The following is a 22,325-nucleotide window of genomic DNA, read 5'->3' on the forward strand; positions in this document are numbered from 1 at the left end:
GACGATGCAGAGCGGAGCGATGAGGAGGAGCGGCGCCGATGAGCATTGCCGGAATCGACTGCGGCACCAACTCGATTCGCCTGTTGATCGCCGAGCCGGTCGACGGCCGGCTGCGCGACATCCACCGGGAGATGCGCATCGTCCGGTTGGGTGAGGGCGTCGACGCCACCGGGCGGTTTGCCCCCGAGGCGATCGAGCGCACCCGCGTGGCGTTGGCCGACTACACCGAGTTGCTTGTGGCACACGGTGTTTCACGAGTGCGGATGGTGGCGACGTCAGCTACCCGCGACGCGGCTAACCGTGACGTGTTCTTCGATATGACGGCACAGGTGCTGGGACGCGCCGTTGCGGGGGCGGTCGCCGAGGTGATCACCGGCCACGAGGAAGCCGAGTTGTCCTTCCGCGGCGCGGTGGGTGAATTGGACAGTGCCGACGGGCCCTTCGTGGTCGTCGACCTCGGCGGTGGTTCCACCGAGGTGGTGCTGGGCGATCCGGACGACGGGGTATCGGCAAGTTACTCGGCCAACATCGGCTGTGTCCGGTTGACTGAGCGCTGCCTGCACTCCGACCCGCCGACCGCTGAGGAAGTCTCCGCCGCTCGCGAGGTGACCCGCGAACTACTCGGCCAGGCAGTGCGGGCGGTGCCGGTGCAGCACGCGCGAACCTGGGTGGGGGTGGCGGGAACCATGACCACGCTGTCGGCCCTGGCGTACGGCCTGACCGAATACGATTCGGCCGCAATACATTTGTCGCGGGTCGGCTTCGATGACCTGACGGCGGTCTGCGATCAGCTGATCGGTATGACCCGCGCACAGCGGGCCGCACTGGGGCCGATGCACCCCGGCCGTGTCGACGTGATCGGCGGTGGGGCGATCGTGGTCGAAGAGCTGGCCCGCATCTTGGCTGAGCGTGCCGGAATCGCCGAGTTGGTGGTCAGTGAACACGACATCCTGGACGGCATCGTGCTCTCGATCGCCTAGCGATTTGCCGGCGAGCTGTAAAGACGTAAAGGTCGCCTCGTCGAGCGTAAAGAAAGCGTCAACGGTCTCCGACGTTCCTGGTAGCCGGGTCTAACTTCAGGTCAGACCCGGTCCCGAGAACGGAGTGCACGTGGCTGTCGTGGCCTACCTACTGTTGACGGCGGTGATCTTCACCCTGCTCGGCGGGGCGTTGAAGTTGGTTGAGCGACTGTGAACTCCGTCAATGTCATTGGTCTGACGCTGGCCGTTGCGGTGGTGGCGCTGCTGGTGGCCGCACTGTTGTTCCCGGAACGGTTCTAGTTGAGTACCACAACCGTGGGCGTCTTGTTCCTGGCGTCGTTGGTGGTGGCGCTGGTGGCGGTGCATGTACCGTTGGGCGACTACATGTATCGGGTCTACACCCGTGAAACGCACTCCCGCAGCGAGCGATTCGTCTACCGGTCGATCGGGGTCAACCCGGAGTCCGAACAGACCTGGGCCGGCTATGCGCGCAGTGTGCTGGCGTTCTCCGCCGTCTGCGTGGTGTTCTTGTTCGTTCTGCAACTCGTTCAGCGCAAGCTTCCCCTGCACCTGCATGATCCGGCGACATCGATGACGCCTGGGTTGGCGTGGAACACCGCGGTCAGCTTTGTCACCAACACCAACTGGCAGGCCTATGCCGGCGAGTCGACGCAAGGTCATCTGGTGCAGATGGCCGGCCTGACGGTGCAGAACTTCGTCTCCGCCGCGGCCGGAATGGCGGTAGCCGTCGCGTTCGTCCGCGGGTTCGTTGGCCGGCGCACCGCAGTGCTGGGCTCATTCTGGGTTGACCTGGTTCGCGGCACCCTGCGTATCTTGTTGCCGGTCGCGGTCGTCGGCGCGACGGTATTGATCGCCGGTGGGGTTGTCCAGAACTTTCACCTCAACGACCAGACAATCACGACCCTGACCGGTGCACCGCAGACCATTCCCGGCGGTCCGGTGGCCAGCCAGGAGGTGATCAAGCTGCTCGGCACCAATGGGGGCGGCTTCTACAACGCCAATTCCGCGCATCCGTTCGAGAACCCGACCGCGTGGACCAACTGGGTTGAGATCTTCCTGCTGGCGGTCATTGCCTTCTCACTGCCCCGCACTTTCGGCCGAATGGTGGGTAACACCAAGCAAGGCCATGCGATCGCCGCCGTCATGGCCGTGATCGCCCTCCTCAGCGTCAGCCTGCTCGGCTGGTCGCAGCTGGCGCACCACGGCACCGTCCCCACCGCCGTGGGGGCGGCGACAGAAGGGATCGAGCAGCGGCTCGGCGTAGCCGACTCGGCGGTCTTCGCCGCAGCGACCACGCTGACCTCCACCGGCGCAGTGGATTCCACCCACGACTCCTATACCAGTCTGGGTGGCCTGCTGACGATGGTCGACATGCAGCTTGGGGAGGTCGCCCCCGGCGGTGTCGGCTCGGGCCTGTACGGCATCTTGATCCTCGCGGTGATCACCGTGTTCGTTGCCGGGTTGATGGTGGGGCGGACCCCAGAATATCTGGGCAAGAAGATCAGTTCACGCGAGATCAAGCTGGCGGCGAGCTATTTCCTGGTCACCCCAGTGGTTGTGCTGTGCGGAACGGCAATCTCGATTGCGTTGCCGGGCCTGCGCTCGGCGATGGCCAACACCGGACCGCACGGACTCTCCGAAGTGCTTTACGCGTTTACCTCCGCGGTGAACAACAATGGTTCCGCGTTCGCGGGACTGGCGGCCGACGGGACGTGGTACGAGACCGCGCTCGGGATCGCGATGCTGGTCGGCAGGTTCTTGCCGATGATCTTGGTGCTTGCGCTGGCCGGGGCGTTCGCTGCACAGGGCCAGACTCCGCAATCCATTGGCACGCTGCCCACCCACAAGCCCCAATTCGTCGGCATGGTCGTCGGGGTGACGCTCATTCTGGTCGCCCTCACCTTCCTGCCGGCACTGGCGTTGGGGCCACTCGCTGAAGGGCTGCACTGAAATGCGCTCGGCCACAACCGTCTCGCTGGCGGCACTGCCCGCGGCGTTGCGCAAGCTCGATCCCCGGACCCTGTGGCACAACCCGGTGATGCTGATCGTCGAGGTCGGCGCGGTGTGGTCCACGGTGCTGGCCATCGGCGAGCCAACTTGGTTCGGCTGGCTGATCGTGTGCTGGTTGTGGCTGACCGTGGTCATTGCCAATCTGGCCGAGGCCGTCGCCGAAGATCGCGGGAAGGCGCAGGCCGACACGCTGCGAAAGTCGAAGTCCGACACCGTCGCACGTCGGCTGCGTGGTTGGGCGCCCAATACGCCCGGCATCGAAGAGTCGGTCGCGGCGCCCCGGTTGCAACGGGGCGACATCGTCGTTGTCGAAGCGGGTCAGATCATCCCCGGCGACGGCGACGTGGTGGAGGGCATCGCGTCGGTGGACGAATCGGCGATCACCGGCGAATCGGCGCCGGTGATCCGCGAATCCGGCGGCGACCGTTCCGCGGTCACCGGCGGAACGCTGGTCTTGTCGGACCGGATCGTGGTCCGGATTACCCAGAAGCCAGGACAGAGCTTTGTCGACCGGATGATCGCGCTGGTCGAGGGCGCCAACCGGCAGAAGACCCCGAACGAGATCGCACTGAACATCCTGCTGGCCGCGCTGACCCTGATCTTCGTGGTGGCGGTCGCAACGCTGCAACCGTTGGCGATCTACTCCAAGGCCAACAACCCGGGAATCTCGGATACGGCGGCGCTCGATGGCAACGGTGTCACCGGCATCGTCTTGGTGGCACTGCTGGTCTGTCTGATCCCCACTACGATCGGTGCGCTGCTGTCGGCCATCGGAATTGCCGGCATGGACCGGCTGGTGCAGCGCAATGTGCTCGCCATGTCCGGCCGTGCGGTCGAGGCCGCCGGCGACGTCAACACATTGCTGCTGGACAAGACCGGCACGATCACGCTGGGCAATCGGCAGGCATCGGAGTTCCTCCCGATCGCCGGGGTAAGCGCCGCCGAGCTCGCCGACGCCGCCCAATTGTCCAGTCTTGCCGACGAAACTCCCGAAGGCCGCTCCATCGTGGTCTACGCCAAGGAGGCTTACGGGTTGCGAACCCGGACATCGGGCGAGCTCACCGCAGCGTTCTGGGTCGAATTCACCGCGGTGACCCGGATGTCCGGGGTCGACATCAGCGGCCGCCAATTGCGTAAGGGCGCCGCCAATTCCGTCAGCGACTGGGTGCGCTGCCACGGCGGTGACATCCCCGCCGAGCTCGGCCGGATCGTCGACGGAATCAGCGCTGCCGGCGGAACACCGCTGGTGGTCGGTGAGGTGCTCGTCGGCGGGCCGGCCGTGGTGCTCGGTGTCATTGCGCTGCGGGACGTGGTGAAGCAGGGCATGCGCGAGCGGTTCGACGCGATGCGGCTAATGGGTATCCGGACCGTGATGATCACCGGCGACAACCCGTTGACCGCCAAGGCGATTGCCGATGAAGCCGGTGTCGACGACTTCCTCGCCGAAGCCACCCCCGAAGACAAGCTGATGCTGATCAAACGCGAGCAGCAGGGTGGACGACTGGTCGCGATGACCGGCGACGGGACCAACGACGCACCGGCGCTGGCGCAGGCCGACGTCGGGGTGGCGATGAACACCGGCACCAGCGCCGCCAAGGAGGCGGGCAACATGGTGGACCTGGACTCCGACCCCACCAAGCTCATCGAGATCGTAGAGATCGGCAAACAGCTGCTGATCACCCGAGGCGCGCTGACCACTTTCTCGATCGCCAACGACATCGCCAAGTATTTCGCCATCATCCCAGCGCTGTTCGTAACGATCTTCCCGGGCCTGGGCCTGCTCAACGTGATGAGGTTGCACAGCCCGCAATCGGCGATCCTGTCGGCGGTGGTCTTCAATGCGCTGGTGATCGCCGCGCTGATCCCGCTGGCACTGCGTGGGGTCCACTACGTTCCGGGCAGTGCGTCGGCGCTGCTCAGCCGAAACCTCGCCGTCTACGGCCTGGGCGGGATCGTCGCCCCGTTCATTGGAATCAAGCTCATCGACCTGCTGGTTCAACTCCTGCCCGGAATGGGGTGACATGAGATTTGCGGGCGTGATTCGCAGCCACTGGGCCGCGCTGCGCGCACTACTTGTCTTCACCGTTGTGCTCGGCATCGGCTACCCGCTGCTCGTCTGGCTGGTGGCGCAGATCCCGGGTCTGCACGCACGTGCCGATGGGTCGTTGATCACCGACACCGTTGGCCGACCGGTCGCCAGCGCACTGATCGGGCAGTCGTTCACCGACACTGCCGGCCGCCCACTGCCGCAGTACTTTCAGGGCAGGCCGTCAGCGGCCGGCATCGGCTACGACGCCTTGGCCAGTGGAGCGAGCAATCTTGGCCCGGAGAGCATCGTCGACCTGCCCGCTGCGCCGAGCCTGCTCACCCAGGTCTGCGCCCGCAGCGTGGCGGTTGCGAAAACCGAAGGCCTTGACGCGGGGGCTGCGTCGCGGCCGTTCTGCACCGCCAAGGGGCGGGGCGCTGTGCTGGCTGTGTTCGGCCCGCGTGGCCCCAGCGGCACCGTCGCCCATCCGACCCGGGTGGTCAGTATCAATGAGCCGTGTGCCACCGGCAGCCAGACGTTTGTCAACGGTTATCACGGCGTTCGGGTGGAATGCGCCCGGCCCGGTGAGGATTCGGCCGGCCAGATCGTGCCGATCCGTGGGCCCGCGTCCGAGCCAGCGCTGGTTCCCGCCGACGCCGTCACCGCCAGCGGCAGCGGTCTGGACCCCGATATCTCGCCGGCTTACGCCGAACTTCAAATCGACCGAGTCGCCAGGGCCCGGGGGATACGCGCCGAGCAGGTCCGTGCCGCGGTCCGCGCTCACCAGAGCGGGCGACTGCTCGGGTTCCTCGGTGAGGCCCGCGTCAACGTGGTTGCGGTGAACCTGGAACTAGACCACGAGCATCCTGTTCCCGGTTGCTGTTCCGATGGATGATCTATCGGTGAGCGCTTTTGGCTCCCGCGGCAGACGTGGGGAGTTGCGTATCTATCTGGGTGCGGCCCCCGGTGTCGGCAAGACGTACGCGATGCTGGGCGAGGCCCACCGCCGGTTGGAACGAGGCACCGACCTGGTGGCCGCCGTGGTCGAGACGCACGGTCGAAGAAAGACGGCGGAATTGCTTGAGGGCATCGAGGTGGTTCCGCCCCGCCTGATCGACTACCGGGGCAAGCGTTTCCCCGAACTCGACGTTCCAGCGGTGCTGGCGCGACGACCGCAGGTCGTGCTCGTCGACGAGTTGGCCCACACCAATACGCCGGGCAGCGTCAACGCCAAACGGTGGCAGGACGTCGAGGAACTGCTCGCCGCCGGGATCACGGTGATCTCCACGGTCAATGTGCAGCATCTGGAGAGCCTCAACGACGTCGTCGCACAGATCACTGGTGTTGAGCAACTGGAGACGGTGCCGGATTCGGTCATCCGTCAGGCCTCGCAGATCGAACTCGTCGATATCCATCCGGAGGCGCTTCGCCGCCGGCTCGCCCACGGCAATGTCTATGCACCGGAGAAGGTCGATGCGGCATTGTCCAACTATTTCCGCAGCGGAAACCTCACCGCGCTAAGGGAATTGGCACTGCTGTGGGTGGCCGACCAGGTGGACGCCGCGCTGGCGAAGTACCGCGCGGACAAGAAGATCACCGACACCTGGGAAGCCCGCGAGCGGGTGGTGGTGGCCGTGACCGGCGGCCCGGAATCGGAGACGCTGGTACGGCGTGCCTCGCGGATCGCATCGAAGTCCAGCGCCGAGTTGATGGCGCTTCATGTGCTGGCCGGCGACGGCCACTCGGCCGTTCCCACGGCACGGATGGGAAAGATCCGTGAGTTGGCGGCTGGGCTCGGCGCCTCACTGCACATCGTCGTCGGCGACGACGTGCCGACCGCGCTATTGGACTTTGCCCGGGAAGTCAACGCCACCCAACTGGTGATCGGGACGTCGCGGCGGTCCCGCTGGGCGCGCTTGTTCGACGAGGGCATCGGCGCAATGGTGGTCCGGCGGTCGGGCAAGATCGATGTCCACATCGTGACTCATGAAGAGTCCAAACAAGGTTTCCGGATCACACCCATCTCACCGCGGCAACGCCGCGCGCTGCCCTGGCTGGCGGCGCTGCTCGTTCCTTCGGCGGTCTGCGCTACTACGACGACCTGGCTGGATCCGGTACTGCGCCTGGGCGGAGAGAGTGCACTGTTCTTCGTCAGCGTTCTGGCGGTGGCCCTGCTCGGCGGTGTGGCCCCAGCAATTCTTTCGGCCGTGATATCCGGTCTGCTCCTCAACTACTTCCTGATCGATCCCCGGCACAGTTTCACCATCGCCGAGACCGATTCGGCGGTCACGGAGATCGTGCTGCTGCTGGTGGCGGTCGCGGTGTCGGTGCTCGTGGATCGTGCGGCCGAACGAGCCAGGGAGGCCGGCCGCGCATCCCAGGAGGCGGAGTTGCTGGCCCTGTTCGCCGGGTCGGTATTGCGGGGCGCCGACCTCGAGACGCTGCTGGAGCGCGTCCGGGAGACCTATGCACTACGGGCGGTGAGCATCCTGCGGATATCTACTGTCGACGGCCAGCAGGCCGGTCAGACGGTGATTGCTGCCGCGGGCGCTGACCCGTGTACGACTATCGACTCTGCGGACACCGCCATCGACGTCGGCGACGACGAATTCTGGATGCTGATCGCGGGCAGACAGTTGGCGGCGCGTGATCGACGCGTGTTGTCCGCAGTGGCCAAGCAGGCGGCCGGATTGATCAGGCAACGCGAATTGACCGACGAGGCGAGCCGATCCGAGGCTGTGATGCGAGCCGATGAACTGCGCCGCTCGCTGCTGTCCGCCGTCAGCCACGATCTGCGTACGCCGCTGGCGGGTGCCAAGGCCGCGGTGTCGAGTCTGCGCGCCGACGACGTCGGGTTCTCACCGGAGGACACCAGCGAACTGTTGGCCACCGTGGAGGAGTCGATCGACCAACTCACCGTTCTGGTCGGAAATCTCCTCGACTCGTCCCGGTTGGCCGCCGGAGTGGTACACCCCGAGCTGGGTCGGGTGTATCTGGAAGAAGTCGTGGAACGGGCCCTGGTCAGTATCGGACGGGGGAAGACCGGCATCTTCCGTTCGGGCATCGACAGAGTCAAAGTCGACGTTGGTGACGGGGTCGTGCTCGCCGACGCCGGACTCCTGGAACGCGTGTTGGCCAACCTCCTCGACAACGCGTTGCGCTATGCCCCCGATGGCCCGATCCGGGTCAGTGCGTGTCAGGTCAGTGGTCGGGTTCTGATCAATGTTGCCGACCAGGGACGTGGCCTACCGCCGGGCGGGGAGCGCCTGTTTGAGCCGTTCCAGCGGATCGGCGATCAGAACAACACCACCGGTATCGGCCTGGGCTTGTCGGTAGCACGCGGGTTCGTCGAGTCGATGGGCGGAACGGTCTCCGCCACCGAGACGCCGGGCGGCGGCCTCACTATGGTGGTGGATCTGGCTCCGCCGCAGGAGACTCCGTGACTCCCATTTTGGTCGCGGCTGAGAGGCTGGCGCAGTTGGTCGTTGTCGAGCGTTCAACTGCGGCGTGCAGTGACCAGGCGTCCTCGTGAGATGAGGGAGGCGGACTGCTTGAGCCGTTGGGTGCGGATGCTTACCTCGCAGGCATGGATGTGGTCAACGGCCGCCAGCTGCTCGGTGAGATAACGATAGAGGTCATCCACGTCGCGACAGATGGCGATGGCTAGCAGATTCCTGCGCCCGCTGATGGCGCCGGCGAACGCGATCTCCCGGTGGGCGGCGATCACCTCGCCGACCTGATGCAGGTGCTGCGGAGCAACGTCGAGCCACAGCATGGCATTGAGTCGGAAGCCCAGCTGCTCGGGGAGCAGGTCGATGTCGTAGAGCAGGGTGCCGGCACTTTCCAGGTCCGCCATCCGTCGTGCCACGCGCGCCACCGACCAGCCGGTGCGCTGCACCATCAGCGCCTGCGGGGCTCGGCCGTCGTCGGCGAGCACATCGAAGAGTGCCTGATCCTGCGCGGTGGGGGCCGGTGGCCGCCCGCTCGGCGACAGGCCGGCCGGGCCATCGAGGATCTGGGCCGTCTGCTCGCCGGTGAGTTGGTGCCCGTAGCCGGACCACGGCGCGGTGGGTGGTTCGCCGAACGCATGCAACAGTAGATCGACGCTGATGTCGAGTACCGCTGCGGTTCGGGGAAGTTGTTGCAGCAGAAGGCCATCTCCGCTCTCACCGACCGGGGCGCGGATAACGCAGACCAGTTCGGTCCCGCCGGACAGGATGTTGGCGTGGGTGACCTCCGATCGGCGCACCAGCGCCTCGGCGAGCTGCGGCATGCGGTCCGGCTTGGCATGGATACGGGTCACCCATTGGGTGTCCCCGTGCACCCGGGGGTTGACCAGTCCGACGACGCGCATCACGCCGGCACGACGCATGCGGTGGTAGCGGCGGGCGACGCTCTGCTCGGATGCGTCGACGGCGTTGGCGATCCGGCGAAACGGCGCCCGTGGCGCCAACTCCAGCGCGTGGAGGATTTGTGCGTCGAGCACATCCATCATGACGAAAGTATGCGCTATCCACCCATCTGATGCGTATTCCTCTACATTCTGCCGGATCGTGTAGATATCACGAGGCTGAGGGTGGGAATCTGGGTTGCGGGATCGAACGGAAGGGCAGCTCATGCAGTGGACCGGCGACACCGTCCTGGTAACCGGCGGCGGTAGCGGAATCGGCCGCGGCCTGGCCGAAGCACTACACCGGTTGGGCAATCGGGTCGTCATCGCGGGCCGTCGCCGCACCCTGTTGGACAGCGTCGCCGCCGCCAACCCCGGAATGGGCTGCCTGCCGCTGGATCAATCCGATGCCGGCGACATCGCGCGGTTCGCCGCCGAACTTGCCGAGCGGTATCCGGATCTCAACGTTGTGATCAACAACGCCGGAATCATGCACGTCGAGGATCTCGCCGGCGGCGCCGCAGCAGCCGCAGAATCCATCGTGGCGGTGAATCTGCTGGGGCCGATCCGACTGACCGCAGCACTGCTGCCGTCGTTGTCGGAGCAACCCCGCGCGGCGATCATCAACGTCACCTCAGCACTGGCATTCGTGCCCAAAGCCGGCACCCCGACATACAGCGCAACCAAGGCCGCGCTGCACTCCTACACTGAGTCGCTGCGGTTTCAACTGCGGGACAGCAGGATCCAGGTCATCGAGTTGATCCCACCGCGGGTCGAGACCGAGATACAGCAGGAACTCGAGCCGGACCCGAACACCGTACCGCTGAACACTTTTGTTGCCGAGACGATCAGGCTGCTGCAGAGCAGGCCGCAGGCCACCGAGATCGTGGTGGGCCAGGCCTGGCCGTGTCGGCTGGCGGCGCGTGCCGAAACCTATGAGCGGATTTACGCCGCCATCAATCCCGCATCATCAACGCGAAAGTAACGGAACTGCAATGCAGATAGGTATCGGCCTGCCGAACCAGATCTCAGGCGTGCCGGGCTCGGTGATCTCCGAATGGGCACGCCGCGCCGAGGAGCGCGGATTCGCCTCCGTGACGACCATCGATCGGGTGGTCTATCCGAGCCTCGATTCGCTCGTCGCGCTGGCCGTCGCAGCGGGGGCAACCCGCGACCTCGGCTTGGTGACCAACGTCCTGCTGGCGCCGCTGTACCCCGCCGCACCGTTGGCGAAGCAACTGGGCAGCTTGGCCGAGATCAGCGGCAACCGGCTCACCCTGGGGCTGGGCGTGGGATCGAGGACCGACGACTACGCAGTCTGTGGCGCCGACTTCCGGCAGCGTGGGCGCAAGCTCGACGAAGCGGTCGAGGTGATGCGGCGGGAGTGGCGAGCCGATCCGTCCAACGTTGCCGCCGCACTCTGCCCGGCTCCCGTACAGATCCCGATCCTGTTCGGTGGTAGCTCGCCGGCCACTGTGCGCCGGATCGCCACGGTGGGGGACGGCTGGGCCGCCGGGGCCGTCCGCGACTACCGAAGTCAGTCGTCGTTCGCCGATACCGTGCGATCGGCCTGGCAGCAGGCCGGGCGAGCGGGCAAACCATGGTTGAATGCCAGCGTCAACTTCGCACTCGGCGACGCGGCGACGGTGCGTGCCGGGCGCGCGAGCCTACGCAACTACTACGGGTTCGCCCCCGAGTACGCCGAACTCAATGTCGCCGACATGGTGGCCGTTCCGGACGACGCGGCGGCCACGGTGCGCGCCTACCGCGATCTCGGCTTCGGGGGGCTGCTGTTTCACCCCACCGTCGCATCGATCGACCAGCTCGACCGGCTCGCCGACGCGGTGCTGTGAGCTCTACCACGCAGGAGGCCGCCATGACCACGTACGCCACCCACGGAATCTCGCTGTACTACGAGGTTTACGGTGACCCCGTCAATCCGCCGGTGCTGTTGATCTCAGGGCTGGGCGGAACCGGAAAGAGCTGGAGCGGGCAGATCGAGCGCTTCGCCTCCGGACACTATGTCGTCGTCCCGGACCAGCGGGGCACCGGGGAATCAAGTCGCACCGAAAGCGGCCACACGATTTCGCAACTCGCGACTGATATGGCCTCGCTGGTCGATCACCTCGGGCGGGGACCCATGCACGTGGTCGGAGCATCCACCGGCGGCGCCATCGGGCAGTGCATGGCGCTGGATCACCCACACACGGTGCGTACCCTGACGATGGTCGCCGCGTTCGCGCGCTTCGACGCCTTTGCGCGACGCGAATTCGCAGTACGACGCAAGATGGCCGCCGAGTGGGACAGCCACGACCTACTGGCCGGCTACGCGCTGTTTCTGTTCTCCCCCAACTACACCCGCGAACATCCGGACCGGGTGGCGGCGTGGGTCGAGCGGGCGGCGGCGCAGCACCGTCGGGCGGCCGACCGCGACATCGCGCTCAAGCGGATCGACATGATCACCGCGCACGACACCCTGGCGCGCCTGGACGGCATCGCGCAACCGGCCCTGGCGATCTGCGGCACCCAGGACTTCTGCACCCCGCCGGCGTTATCCGAAGAGATCGCCGACGCGATCCCGGGCTGCGAACTCGTCGCTGTTCCGGACTGCGGTCATCTGGTCGAATACGAAAACCCCGACGAGTTCCACCGCATCGTCTCCGACTTCATCGGTCGGCATCAGTGACGCCGACCGACAAAAGACGGGGTCAGCCGGCCTTCCAGACAACCTTGTCGACTCCGGCGGCGTCGCGGTAGACGACGCTGTCCGGCGCGGTGCCATTCTTGACGTCGAAGTACAGTCGTCCGCTGGTCTGACTGCCCGTGGCGATCGGTCCGTTGGGCAGGCCGTCGACCTCGTTGCCCTTCATCACCGCGAACGTTGAGCTGTTGACGGCGCGTGCGTTGAAGTCAGCGATGTTCGGCGTAGGCGAACCGCTTACCGCCCGAGCCGTCACATCCGAGTACCAAATGCCGTCGTTGTGCCCGCTGGGTTGCAGGTCGCTGACGGTGTACGCAATGGCCCCACCGGGGCCCTGAATCTCTTGGGTTTGGCCGAATCCGACCACCTGTGGGTCCGCAAAAGCTGGCGACGCCACAAGCATTCCGGCCGTCGTGAGACCGGCCGCTGCTACTGCCGTCTTCTTGGCGATGTGGGAGAACATCACGGCAAAACTCCTTCCGCTAGGTTCTTCCAGGCATATCCGCGCCGGCGGATTTCAAAACCTCAAAAATTCACACTTCGAATCGGTAGCCCATCCCTGCCTCGGTGAGCAGGTGTTTGGGGTTTGAGGGATCGTTCTCGAGTTTGCGGCGCAACTGCGCCAGATAGACCCGAAGATATTGGGTTTCCTTTGCATATGCCGGGCCCCATACCTGGGTGAGTAACTCGTCGCGGCCGACCAGCTTTCCCCGGTTTCGCACCAGCATCTCCAGCATGCCCCATTCGGTGGGAGTCAGATGGACCTCGCCGCCGTTCTTGGTGACTTTCTTGGCTGCCAGATCCACGGTGAACGAAGCGGTTTCCACTATTGGCTGGTCGGTTTCGGCGGTCGCGGCGTTGCGTCGTGCGGCGGCGCGCAGCCGAGCTAGGAATTCGTCCATTCCGAATGGCTTGGTCACGTAGTCGTCGGCGCCGGCATCGAGCGCCTCCACCTTGTCGGCCGAGTCGGTGCGAGCAGACAGCACGATCACCGGCACGGTCAGCCAGCCCCGCAATCCGGCCAGCACCTCGATGCCGGAGATGTCGGGCAGCCCCAGATCGAGGATCACCACGTCCGGGCGCTGCTCGGCGGCGGCACGCAGGGCGCCGGCGCCGGTCGCCGCGGTGACGACTTCGTAGCCGCGCACCGACAGGTTGATCTTCAGCGCGCGCAGAATCTGCGGCTCGTCGTCGACTACCAGGACTCGTGTGCTCATCAGCTCTCTCCCGCCGGTGCGGCCAGGTCCACCACCATGGTCAACCCGCCGCCCGGTGTCTCCGTCGCCGAAATGGTGCCGCCCATCGCCTCAGTGAAACCCCGTGCCACTGACAGCCCGAGGCCGACGCCGCTGGTGTTGTCGCGGTCGCCGAGGCGCTGGAACGGATCGAACACGTGCGCTTCGCCGCCGCGGGGCAGTCCGCGCCCCTCGTCGGCGACATTGATCAGGATCCGGTCGCCGACTTGGCCGGCTGTCACCCGCACCACGCTGTCCGAGGCGTAGCGCAACGCGTTGTCGATCACGTTGGCCAGCACGCGTTCCAACAAGCCGACGTCGGCCATCGCGACGGTCGGGCCCACTTCGACCTTCACCTGGTCGAGGCCGCGTCCGAAGATGTTGCTGCGCTTACCGATTCCGATCAGCGCGCGCTGCACCACCTCCTCCAGGTACACCTTGGTCAACTCCGGGCGGATCACGCCCGCGGCCAGCCGCGAGGAATCGAGCAGGTTGCCCACCAGGCCGGTGAGCTGATCGACCGATTCCTCCACGGTGGCCAGCAGTTCGGCGGTGTCGCCGGGGGAGAAGTCCACATCGTCGGCACGCAGACTCGACACTGCCGCCTTGGCCGCGGCCAGTGGGGTGCGCAGGTCGTGGCTGACCGCCGACAACAGGGAACGGCGCAGCTCGTCGGTCCGCATCACCGCGTCGGCTCGGCCGGCCTCGGCGGCCAGTTCCTCCTGCCGGACCAGTCCGGCCGCCTGCCGAGCCACCACCGACAGCACCCGGCGATCACGCGAGGCCAACTGTCGGCCGACCATCAGCATCCAGAACTCGTCGTCGCCGACATCGATCGCGGTGTCCGCGAGATCTACCGAGGTGCACGGATTGTCACCGACAGAGGCGACGACTTCCGGCGTCGCGCTGCTGTTCGGGACGCGGACGAGGCTGACCGCCCGTTGCGCGTAGGTTTCGCGAACCCGCTCCAGCAGGGTGTCCAGATCCGCGCCGCGCAGCACCGACCCGGCGAACAGCGTCATCAGCTCGGCTTCGCGGGAGGCGCGTCCGGCTTCCCGGGTTCGTTTGGCCGCGCCGTCGACCAGGGCCGCCACCGCGACGGCCACCAACAGCAGGACGACTTCGGTCACGGCGACGTCGTGTTCAGCGATGGTGAAATCGCGTCGAGGTGCGAGCACGAAGTAGTTCAGCAGCACCCCGGACAGCAACGCCGAGAGAACGGCCGGGGCGATACCGCCGAGCAGGGCCACCAACAGCACCCCGACGAAAAACAGTGCGCTCTGACCGGCATCGAAGTAGCGGTCCAGCCAGCCCACCATGATCGCGCACATGAGAAACGGCACGATGACGGCGGCCAGCCAGGACACCGCACGTCGCTCCCGCGGCGAGATCGACAGCCCCCGGAAACTGGGCTTGGCGTCCTCGTAGGTGACGATGTGGACGTCGATGTCGCCGGACTGCTGCACCACCGCCGCGCCGACACCCTCGTCGAGGATGCGGGCCCAGCGGGAGCGGCGCGAAGTGCCGATCACCAACTGGGTGGCGTTGACGTCACGCGAGAAGTCCAGCAGCGCAGTCGGCACGTCGTCGCCGATCACGGTGTGCAGCGAGGCGCCCAGGCTGATCGCCAGTTGGCGGATCTTGCCCACCCGGGGTGCCGGCGCACCAGAGATCCCGTCGCCGCCCAGGACATGCAGCACCAACAGGTCGCCGCCGGCCTTTGACGCGATCCGGGAGGCCCGCCGGACCAGGGCCTCGGACTCCGGGCCACCGGTCACCGCGGCAACGATGCGTTCGCGTGCCTCCCAGGTTTCGGTGATCTTCTTGTCGGCACGGTAGCGAGTGAGTGTTGCGTCAACCTGTCCGGCCAGCCACAGCAGCGCCAATTCCCGTAGCGCGGTAAGCGTCTCGCCACGGAAGTAGTTGGCCAACGCCGCGTCAACCTTCTCCGGCGGATAGACATTGCCGTGGGATAGCCTGCGGCGCAATGCCTCCGGTGCGACGTCGATGAGTTCGATCTGCGTGGCTTGGCGCACGACCGCGTCGGGAACGGTGTCGTGCTGGGTGGTTCCGGTGATCTTGGCGACGACGTCGCTCAGACTCTCCAGCTGCTGCACGTTGACGGTGGAGACCACGGTGATCCCGGCGGCAAGCAGTTCCTCGATGTCTTGCCAGCGTTTGGGATTACGGCTGCCCGCGGGGTTGGTGTGCGCGAGATCGTCGATCAGGACCACTTCGGGATGGCGGGCCAGCACCGCGTCGACATCGAGTTCCCCGCCGGGCTCGCCGACGATCTCGATGCCTTGCAACAGCTCCGCGGTCTTGCTGCGGCCGTGGGTCTCGACCGCGGCGGCGACCACATCGGTGCCGCGGTCGGTGCGGCGGTGCGCCTCACCGAGCATCGCGTAGGTCTTGCCGACGCCGGGCGAGGCGCCGAGGTAGATGCGCAGTTCTCCGCGTGGTTCTCCAGGCTGGCCGGCTTGTCTCACGAGACTCACCAGACCATCATCGCGGCAACCGACGGCATCAGCCAGCGACGACAGGCCGCACCATCACAGTGGGTTTGAACCCGTACCTCGGGTTGCTCAGACCGGAGCCGCTGCGGCCGGCCGATGCCATTCCTGGCACACCGGCCCCCACCGTGTTGACCGTGCCGGCCTCCTCGGCCTCCGTCCAGCCGTGGCTGACCAGCGTGGCGTTGCTCTCGGGGATCGACGTCGCCGTGGTCGGGACGGCCGCCGGCCAACTCTGGGGCACCGACAGCCCGCCCACCGGGGCGGCCGTGCCCACGCCGGCCAGCACCGGTGCGCCGCCTGATGCGGCTCCGGCCGGTGTCGTCACCGCGTCCGCCAGGACCATCTCCGGCCAGACCGGAGCCTGCGCCGGCCCGGTAGCGATGGCGTAGGCGCTGGCGATGCCCGCGAACAGGTGCCAGGCACCGGCGTTGCTCAACGCGGAACTATAGGTCTGAAGCCCGTTCCAGATCCCGATGTTCTGGGTGGAGTTGATGAAGTTGGACAGGAAATCGGTGACGCCACTCTGCGCCGGTTGTGATGCCATCGCCGGAGCCGCCAGCGTCTGCATGGCTGACGGTAGACCGGAGACCAACTGCGACAACCCGTTCTGCGCGCTGCTGGTCGAGGCCTGGGCGACAGCAGCACCCTGACCGGCGATCCCGGCCGGGTTGGTGCTCGGGGCGGGCGAGCTCAGCGGTTGCAGCGTTCCCGCAAGCGCTGAGGAGGCCGCGTAGCCATACATGGCCATCGCGTCCTGTGCCCACATCTCGGCGTACTGGGCCTCAACCGCCGCGATAGCTGCGGTGTTGAACCCCAAGAAGTTCGTTGCCACCAGCGCCGCGAACTGTGCCCGGTTGGCGGCGACCACCGCCGGGGGCACCGTCATCGCAAACGCCGCCTCGTAGGCCGCGGCCGATGCCGACGCCTGGGCGGCGGCATGCTCGGCCGCGGCGGCCGTGGTGTTGAGCCACGCCACGTAGGGGCGTGCCGCGGTCGCCATCGCCGTTGCCGCCGGGCCCCGCCACTCTTCGTCGGTCAACGTCGAGATCACCGACTCGTAGGAGGCCGCGGTAGTGGCCAGCTCGGCGCCCAGCGCGTTCCATGTCGTTGCGGCGGCGGTCATCGGCGCGGCCCCGGCACCGGAGTACATCCGAGCGGAGTTGATCTCCGGGGGAAGTGCTGCGTAGTCCATGTCGTGGAAGTCCGTTTCCTCTGGTCGGTTTCAGCCCGGTGTCGTCGTCGCTAGACGATCGGCTTGCGCGGCATCACGACCGGCTTGACGCCGTAGCGAGGTCGGCCGAACCCGGGGCCACCACGATCCGAGGACGCGACTGCCGGCGCTCCCGCGGGCACCGTGGCGGCGCCACGCGGCTCGACCTCGGTTGATTCCGCAGCGACGAGCGGGCGCGACTCGGCTGCCGGTGCGGCTTCGCCGGCCCAGTTGGGCGGCGCTGACATCTTGTTGACCGAGGCTCCTTGTCCGCCTGCGGCCGCGGCCACCGGGGCGGCGGCGCCGGCCGTGGGCTGTGAGACGAGGTTGCCGTGCTGCTGAACCTTGCCTCCGAGGTCGTGAATGACTCCCGGCGGGTTGGTGATGTAGCCCTTGCCCAGGCCGGTGAACTCCGAGGCAGCCGATCCGAGGTTGGTGGCCTGCATGGCGGCCAGGATGGCGGCGTTGCTGGCGATTCCACCCAGCCCGAATGTGGGGTCGGCGGCGGCTCCGGTTCCTGCCGTCCCCAGCCCTGTGGCAGTGCCCAACCCAGCCGTGGTGGTCGCTGCTGCCGAGTTCGCGGTCTCGGTCTCTCCGTAGGAATCGGCGCTGGTGCGCAGGGTGTGAATGAACATCTCCTGCATCGCCGCGGCCTGGGCACTGATCTGCTGGTACAGCGCGCCGTAGGCGGAGAACTGGGTGGCCTGCAGTGCGGAGACCTCGTCGGCGGCGGCCGGGGCCAGCCCGGTGATCGGGCCGGCTGCGGCCGCGTTCTGGGCGTTCAGCGCCGCGGCGATCGTCTGCAGATTCCCGGACGCCGCGGCCAGCGCCTCGGGGTGGGTGGTCAGGAACGACATGACATCTCCTCGGCGGCTACGAGCCGGACCTCAGCTGGGCTCGGTTACCGCTCCACTGTTTCGTCGGACTCTCGATTGCCAGAGGTCGTTAACGAGTTCTTTACGGTCTCGCGCGGATTATTGACGGTTTGCTTTCAGGCCCAGCTGGAGCCCACGGAGGCGTCCGTGTCGGCCATGTTGTTGCCGGCCGAGCCGGCGCCCCCCCAGAAGTCCCCGGCGGCCAGCACATCCTGCACGATCGCCTGGTGCTCGGCCTCCAGGCCGTCGCCGAGCCGATACCGGTCAATTCGCCGGCCGCGGCCGTCACTCCTAACCGATCGAGCCGGCACGGTGCCGACCACGAGATCCACCGTGCCGCAACGGTGCTCGGTCAGCTGTTGCCCTTCTGCGCTCTTAACGGCGCGGGATTCAACCTTGATGAGTCCTTGATGTCCGGAAATGGAAAAACCCGGCGCAGCCCCCTCTGCTGCGTCGGGTTTCCCGGGTCTTGGCTGGTGTTAGGCCCAGCTGGAGCCGACCGAAGCGTCGGTGTTGGCCATGTTGTTGCCGGCCGACTGCACCTTCTGACCGTGGCTGTTGGCCTGCTCGTAGATCACCGCGAAGTTGCGACCCAATTGGGCGACGAACTCCTGGCAGGCCACCGAACCGGCGCCACCCCAGAAATCACCGGCAGCCAACACGTCGTGCACGATCGCCTGGTGCTCAGCCTCCAACGACGCCGCCTGCGCACGAATCAACGCACCGTGCGCATCCACATCACCGAACTGGTAATTAATCGACATATTCGTGTTCTCCTCTAGCTCGACAGGATCTGCTGAGAAGCAGCTTCCTGCTGCTCGTAGTGGTTAGCGTCACGAATCAACCCATCCCGCACACCGTGCAGCATGTTCACGATGTTGCGGAAAGCGGTCTGCATCTGGCCCATGGTGTCCATCGAGGTCCGCTCCGCCAGACCACCCCAGCCCGCACCAGAGATATTCGTCGACGACGCCCACATCCGACGAGCCTCGTCCTCCACCGTCTGCGCATGCACATCAAAACGGCCCGCCATCGAACGCATCGCGTCCGGATCGGTCATAAAACGTGTTGCCACTGCTCTGTCTCCTTGTCTGCGGTTCCGCTTTGGGGTGAGGGGTTTTATCCGGCAACTACCGGACGGGCCATAACGGTCGGCTTGAAACCGTAGCGCGGGGTGCTCAGACCGAAGCCGCCGCGTTCTGCGCCCATCGGCATTCCGCCGGGCATGGCCGCCGTCGACTCGATCTGTTCGGGGGCGGCTGCCCAGCTGCTGGCCTGCAAGGCGTTGGCGGTGTCGACGGCACTGGCGGCGGGAGCGGCTGCGGCCCAGGTCGGTGGCGTGGACAGCTCGCCGACCAAGGTGGCCTGGCCCACGCCGGCCGATACGGACGGTGCGCTGGCGGTGAAGGCCGATGCGGCACCGCCGCCCAGCGCACCCAGGCTGCTCAACGGACCACCCGGGGCCAGCAGGGCGCCGATACCGGCGCCTGCCGCACCACCGCCGAGGGCGTTGAAACCACCGCCGGAGAAGAACGTGGTCATGGTCGGGATCAAGCTTGCCGGGGTGAACGCTGCGGAGGTTCCGGTGAAGCTCATCAGGCCGTTGAGCGGGTAAGTCACCAGGGACACAACGCCATTGATCGACGCGTTCCGGCCGATGGCTTCGAGCAGTCCGGCGAGCGTGGGCGGCGGCAGACCGGCGTCAGCGGTACCTGGCGAGGTCAGCGTCTGCAGCGTGTTGGGCAGCGACGAAATCGCCTGCGCGGTCTGCGCGGTGTTGTTGGCGGCGGTGTTGCCGGTGGCTTGTCCGACGGCGCCGGCCTGGTTGGCGGTCCCGGCCGGGTTGGTGGTCTGGTTGGGCTCGTTGAACGGTGTCACCTTGGTCGCCGTCGCCGAGGACGCGGCGTAGCTGTACATGACGTCGGTGGCCTGAGCCCACATCTCGAAATACTGTGCGTCGCTTGCCATGATCGCGGCCGAGTTCTGGCCGACGACGTTGGTTGCTACCAGTTGCTTCTGCTGGGCGCGATTGGCGGCGATCACCGCCGGGGGAGGGGTGGCCGCGTGGGCTGCCTCGAACGCCGCGGCTGCGGAGGTGGCCTGGGTGGCCGCCTCCTCGGCTTTGGCCGCGGTGTCGGCCATCCACGCCAGATACGGCTTGGTGGCCGCAGACATCGAGGCCGATGCCGGACCCATCCACTCTTCGTCGACGAGCTGGGTGATCGTCGTTTCGTATGACGTCAACGCCGAGGAGATCTCCGCGGCCAGTCCGCGCCAGGCGGAGGCGACCGTCATCATCGGCGTGGAGCCGGGACCGGCGTACAGGCGCCCGGAGTTGATCTCCGGCGACAGCAGTGCGTAGTCGATCATCGTTGCTCCTAGACCACCATCGGCTTGGGCATGAATTTGGGCCGGAACCCGTAACGCGGCGTGCCGTAGTTCATGCCGCGCTGCCCGACGCCGGTCGGCACCGGAGGCGGCATGGAGGCCATGTTGTTGTGGGTCTCGGTGGGGACCGCCCAACCGCCGGGGCCGCTGGTCAGCGCCGCAGCGCCCGGGGTGGCTGCCGCCCAGCTCGCCGGCGCCGAGAACGACGTCCCGACCAGGGAGGCCTTCCCCATGCCGGCGGTGACAGCCGGGGTGACCGCGCTGACCCCGAAGGCGCTGCTGACACCGCTGGACAGGCCTCCACCGAGCGCACCCAGGGCGCCGAGTGCACCGCCGGGGCTCAACGCCGCACCCAGACCGCTTCCGAGTGCGCTGCCGGTGGTGCCGCTGAAGCCACCACCGGTCATGAAACCGATGAGGGCCGGCAGCAGCGCAGACGGAATGAAGGCTGCGCCGGTGCCCGCGGTGTTGAACAGGCTGTACAGCGGAGTGCCGAACATGAACGCGTAGCCGTTCACCGGGTCGTTGTAGAGGAACTGGATGGCCTGCTCGATCCAGTCGGTCGACGCCGCCGGCGAGGCCATGCTCTGCAGCGCGTTGGGCAGCGAGGAGATCATCTGCGCCGTCTGCGCGGTGCTGTTGGCGGTGCTACTGCCGCCGGCCTGGGTAACCGCAGCGCCCTGGTTGGCCAGCCCAGCCGGGTTGGTGTTCTGGGCCGGCTCGTTGAACGGGGTGACTTGCGTCGCGGCAGCCGAACCGCTGGCGTAGCCGTACATGGCCGCGGCGTCTTGGGCCCACATCTGTGCGTAGTGGGCGTCGAGAGCTGCGATCGCCGGGGTGTTGATGCCAAGGATGTTGGTCGCGACCAGCGCCGCCTGCTGTACCCGGTTGGTGGTGACCGCTGCTGGGGGCACCGTGGCCGCCCGTGCGGTTTCGAATGCGGCGGCAGCGGAGGTGGCCTGGACTGCGGCCTGTTCGGCCAGCGCGGCGGTGTTGTTCATCCAGGCGATGTAGGGCGCCGCGGCCGCGGCCATCGATGACGAAGCCGGGCCGAGCCATTCCTCGCCGGACAGCTCGGTGACCACCGTCTCGTAGGAGTGGGCGGCCGCGGTCAGCTCGGCGGCCAGTCCGCGCCAGGCCGCCGCGGCGGTCATCATCGGGGTCGAGCCCGGTCCGGTGTAGATACGCCCGGAGTTGATCTCGGGGGGCAATGCTCCGTAGTCCCACATGATTTCCGCCTAACCCGCCGCCGCTGCGTTCGCGGCCTCGGTGGCCGCGTACGACTCGGAGCTGCTCTGGAGCGTGGCCACGAACATGTCGTGAATGGCCGAGGCCTGCGCGGCCACCGTCTGGTAGAGGCTGGCGTGCGCGGCGAACTGCGCGGCGGTCAGCGCCGAGACCTCGTCAGCGGCCGCTGGGGTGACGCCGGTGGTCGGGGCGGATGCCGCAGCGCTCTGCGCGTTGAGCGCCGCACCGATCGCCTGCAGGGTGCCCGCCGCCGACGCCAGCGCCTCGGGCTGGGTGGTCACGAAAGACATGGGATTCTCCTTACAGAGCCCGGTGACAAACCGGTTCCTGGCACCACCGTTGCCTATTACTGGGTGATTGTGAAAGCTGGTTAACCGCTTCTTAACCGCGGTGTCGGAACTCTTTACATGCACCTCAATGCAGGTGTGTTCGCGGTGTGCGGGGCGTCACGATTTTGCGGGACCCAGGCCGAACGACGGCTTGGATGCAAAAGCCGTGCGTGGCGGTATTGGGTGTTCGCCGAAGGGCTTTCGCGTCGCCACGACGTGGTCCAGCTCACACTCACACGCTGGGGTGGGGGCGCGGTCATCTCGGACCTGCTTGGTTGCTGTCAATTAGGTTGATGGACAACATTTTTAGCCCGTACCGGCGCATTGGGCCGGCCGCTCGCCCCGGGGCGGTGAGGGACCCGTAACGCGGATTTAACATTCGGATCCGGCGGAGTA

The 22,325-nt window shown here is 66.8% G+C and carries 20 protein-coding genes and 2 pseudogenes; 9 read left to right on the plus strand and 13 right to left on the minus strand.

What is annotated here, in order from left to right; translation table 11 throughout:
* Positions 1-38 precede the first annotated feature (38 nt).
* The 6 genes from NM962_18530 to NM962_18555 all read left to right on the plus strand — a co-directional run bounded on the left by NM962_18530 (position 39) and on the right by NM962_18555 (position 8,480).
* Positions 39-980, plus strand: coding sequence for a Ppx/GppA family phosphatase (locus NM962_18530; protein ID UVO11893.1), 942 nt, complete (start codon positions 39-41; stop codon positions 978-980).
* A 210-nt stretch (positions 981-1,190) separates the two neighbouring features.
* The gene (locus tag NM962_18535) at positions 1,191-1,280 is read left to right on the plus strand and encodes a potassium-transporting ATPase subunit F (protein UVO11894.1); all 90 of its coding nucleotides are present in this window, start codon (positions 1,191-1,193) and stop codon (positions 1,278-1,280) included.
* Positions 1,281-2,951 carry a potassium-transporting ATPase subunit KdpA gene (kdpA, locus tag NM962_18540; GenBank protein UVO11895.1) on the plus strand — a complete coding sequence of 557 codons (1,671 nt, stop codon included), beginning with the start codon at positions 1,281-1,283 and terminating at the stop codon, positions 2,949-2,951.
* A gap of 1 nt (position 2,952) precedes the next feature.
* Positions 2,953-5,031: a potassium-transporting ATPase subunit KdpB gene (gene kdpB, locus NM962_18545; GenBank protein UVO11896.1), complete on the plus strand. Its 2,079-nt coding sequence runs from the start codon at positions 2,953-2,955 to the stop codon at positions 5,029-5,031.
* Between the two features lies 1 nt (position 5,032).
* Positions 5,033-5,932 carry a potassium-transporting ATPase subunit C gene (locus NM962_18550; protein UVO11897.1) on the plus strand — a complete coding sequence of 300 codons (900 nt, stop codon included), beginning with the start codon at positions 5,033-5,035 and terminating at the stop codon, positions 5,930-5,932.
* A 7-nt stretch (positions 5,933-5,939) separates the two neighbouring features.
* The gene (locus NM962_18555) at positions 5,940-8,480 is read left to right on the plus strand and encodes a sensor histidine kinase KdpD (GenBank protein UVO11898.1); all 2,541 of its coding nucleotides are present in this window, start codon (positions 5,940-5,942) and stop codon (positions 8,478-8,480) included.
* A gap of 53 nt (positions 8,481-8,533) precedes the next feature.
* Here NM962_18555 and NM962_18560 read toward each other — a convergent pair whose 3' ends face one another.
* Positions 8,534-9,532 (minus strand): Lrp/AsnC family transcriptional regulator, encoded by a 999-nt coding sequence (locus NM962_18560; GenBank protein ID UVO11899.1) that lies wholly within the window; start codon positions 9,530-9,532, stop codon positions 8,534-8,536.
* A gap of 121 nt (positions 9,533-9,653) precedes the next feature.
* Between NM962_18560 and NM962_18565 the strand changes: the two genes are divergently transcribed.
* The 3 genes from NM962_18565 to NM962_18575 are packed head-to-tail and all read left to right on the plus strand — an operon-like array spanning position 9,654 to position 12,113.
* A complete protein-coding gene (locus NM962_18565) occupies positions 9,654-10,412 on the plus strand; it encodes an SDR family NAD(P)-dependent oxidoreductase (protein UVO11900.1) in 759 nt (252 codons plus the stop codon).
* Positions 10,413-10,422: 10 nt separating this feature from the next.
* A complete protein-coding gene (locus NM962_18570; GenBank protein ID UVO11901.1) occupies positions 10,423-11,280 on the plus strand; it encodes an LLM class flavin-dependent oxidoreductase in 858 nt (285 codons plus the stop codon).
* Between the two features lie 23 nt (positions 11,281-11,303).
* Positions 11,304-12,113, plus strand: coding sequence for an alpha/beta hydrolase (locus NM962_18575; protein UVO11902.1), 810 nt, complete (start codon positions 11,304-11,306; stop codon positions 12,111-12,113).
* Between the two features lie 22 nt (positions 12,114-12,135).
* Here NM962_18575 and NM962_18580 read toward each other — a convergent pair whose 3' ends face one another.
* The 12 genes and pseudogenes from NM962_18580 to NM962_18635 form a co-directional block, all read right to left on the minus strand.
* Positions 12,136-12,594, minus strand: coding sequence for an MPT63 family protein (locus tag NM962_18580; GenBank protein ID UVO11903.1), 459 nt, complete (start codon positions 12,592-12,594; stop codon positions 12,136-12,138).
* Positions 12,595-12,661: 67 nt separating this feature from the next.
* The gene (locus NM962_18585) at positions 12,662-13,345 is read right to left on the minus strand and encodes a response regulator (protein ID UVO11904.1); all 684 of its coding nucleotides are present in this window, start codon (positions 13,343-13,345) and stop codon (positions 12,662-12,664) included.
* On the minus strand, positions 13,345-15,852 hold the full coding sequence (locus tag NM962_18590) for a sensor histidine kinase KdpD (GenBank protein ID UVO14822.1): 2,508 nt from the start codon (positions 15,850-15,852) through the stop codon (positions 13,345-13,347). The genes NM962_18585 and NM962_18590 overlap by 1 nt, the downstream gene beginning before the upstream one ends.
* Positions 15,853-15,889: 37 nt before the next feature.
* Positions 15,890-17,071, minus strand: a complete 1,182-nt coding sequence (locus tag NM962_18595; GenBank protein UVO11905.1) for a PPE family protein — start codon at positions 17,069-17,071, stop codon at positions 15,890-15,892.
* A 50-nt stretch (positions 17,072-17,121) separates the two neighbouring features.
* Positions 17,122-17,337, minus strand: coding sequence for a hypothetical protein (locus tag NM962_18600; protein UVO14823.1), 216 nt, complete (start codon positions 17,335-17,337; stop codon positions 17,122-17,124).
* Positions 17,338-17,652: 315 nt separating this feature from the next.
* Positions 17,653-17,946: pseudogene (locus NM962_18605) on the minus strand (PE family protein).
* Positions 17,947-18,080: 134 nt separating this feature from the next.
* Positions 18,081-18,206 (minus strand): annotated as a pseudogene (locus NM962_18610) (type VII secretion protein EsxI).
* Positions 18,207-18,443: 237 nt separating this feature from the next.
* Complete coding sequence (locus tag NM962_18615; protein UVO11906.1) at positions 18,444-18,728, minus strand: WXG100 family type VII secretion target; 285 nt, start codon at positions 18,726-18,728, stop codon at positions 18,444-18,446.
* Positions 18,729-18,742: 14 nt separating this feature from the next.
* Positions 18,743-19,039 carry a WXG100 family type VII secretion target gene (locus NM962_18620; protein ID UVO11907.1) on the minus strand — a complete coding sequence of 99 codons (297 nt, stop codon included), beginning with the start codon at positions 19,037-19,039 and terminating at the stop codon, positions 18,743-18,745.
* Positions 19,040-19,083: 44 nt separating this feature from the next.
* Positions 19,084-20,334: a PPE family protein gene (locus NM962_18625; GenBank protein ID UVO11908.1), complete on the minus strand. Its 1,251-nt coding sequence runs from the start codon at positions 20,332-20,334 to the stop codon at positions 19,084-19,086.
* 8 nt (positions 20,335-20,342) lie between these two features.
* Positions 20,343-21,581, minus strand: coding sequence for a PPE domain-containing protein (locus NM962_18630; GenBank protein ID UVO11909.1), 1,239 nt, complete (start codon positions 21,579-21,581; stop codon positions 20,343-20,345).
* Between the two features lie 9 nt (positions 21,582-21,590).
* Positions 21,591-21,890 (minus strand): PE family protein, encoded by a 300-nt coding sequence (locus NM962_18635; GenBank protein ID UVO11910.1) that lies wholly within the window; start codon positions 21,888-21,890, stop codon positions 21,591-21,593.
* Positions 21,891-22,325: the final 435 nt, after the last annotated feature.

Source organism: Mycobacterium sp. SVM_VP21, assembly GCA_024758765.1.
Lineage (GTDB): Bacteria > Actinomycetota > Actinomycetes > Mycobacteriales > Mycobacteriaceae > Mycobacterium > Mycobacterium heraklionense_C.

Coding starts and splice junctions, on each gene's coding strand:
- NM962_18530 (UVO11893.1), top strand. CDS start 39: ATGAGCATTGCCGGAATCGACTGCGGCACCAACTCGATTCGCCTGTTG.
- kdpB (UVO11896.1), top strand. CDS start 2,953: ATGCGCTCGGCCACAACCGTCTCGCTGGCGGCACTGCCCGCGGCGTTG.
- NM962_18550 (UVO11897.1), top strand. CDS start 5,033: ATGAGATTTGCGGGCGTGATTCGCAGCCACTGGGCCGCGCTGCGCGCA.
- NM962_18560 (UVO11899.1), bottom strand. CDS start 9,532: ATGATGGATGTGCTCGACGCACAAATCCTCCACGCGCTGGAGTTGGCG.
- NM962_18565 (UVO11900.1), top strand. CDS start 9,654: ATGCAGTGGACCGGCGACACCGTCCTGGTAACCGGCGGCGGTAGCGGA.
- NM962_18570 (UVO11901.1), top strand. CDS start 10,423: ATGCAGATAGGTATCGGCCTGCCGAACCAGATCTCAGGCGTGCCGGGC.
- NM962_18575 (UVO11902.1), top strand. CDS start 11,304: ATGACCACGTACGCCACCCACGGAATCTCGCTGTACTACGAGGTTTAC.
- NM962_18585 (UVO11904.1), bottom strand. CDS start 13,345: ATGAGCACACGAGTCCTGGTAGTCGACGACGAGCCGCAGATTCTGCGC.
- NM962_18595 (UVO11905.1), bottom strand. CDS start 17,071: ATGGACTACGCAGCACTTCCCCCGGAGATCAACTCCGCTCGGATGTAC.
- NM962_18600 (UVO14823.1), bottom strand. CDS start 17,337: ATGTCAGCGCCGCCCAACTGGGCCGGCGAAGCCGCACCGGCAGCCGAG.
- NM962_18615 (UVO11906.1), bottom strand. CDS start 18,728: ATGTCGATTAATTACCAGTTCGGTGATGTGGATGCGCACGGTGCGTTG.
- NM962_18625 (UVO11908.1), bottom strand. CDS start 20,334: ATGATCGACTACGCACTGCTGTCGCCGGAGATCAACTCCGGGCGCCTG.
- NM962_18630 (UVO11909.1), bottom strand. CDS start 21,581: ATGTGGGACTACGGAGCATTGCCCCCCGAGATCAACTCCGGGCGTATC.
- NM962_18635 (UVO11910.1), bottom strand. CDS start 21,890: ATGTCTTTCGTGACCACCCAGCCCGAGGCGCTGGCGTCGGCGGCGGGC.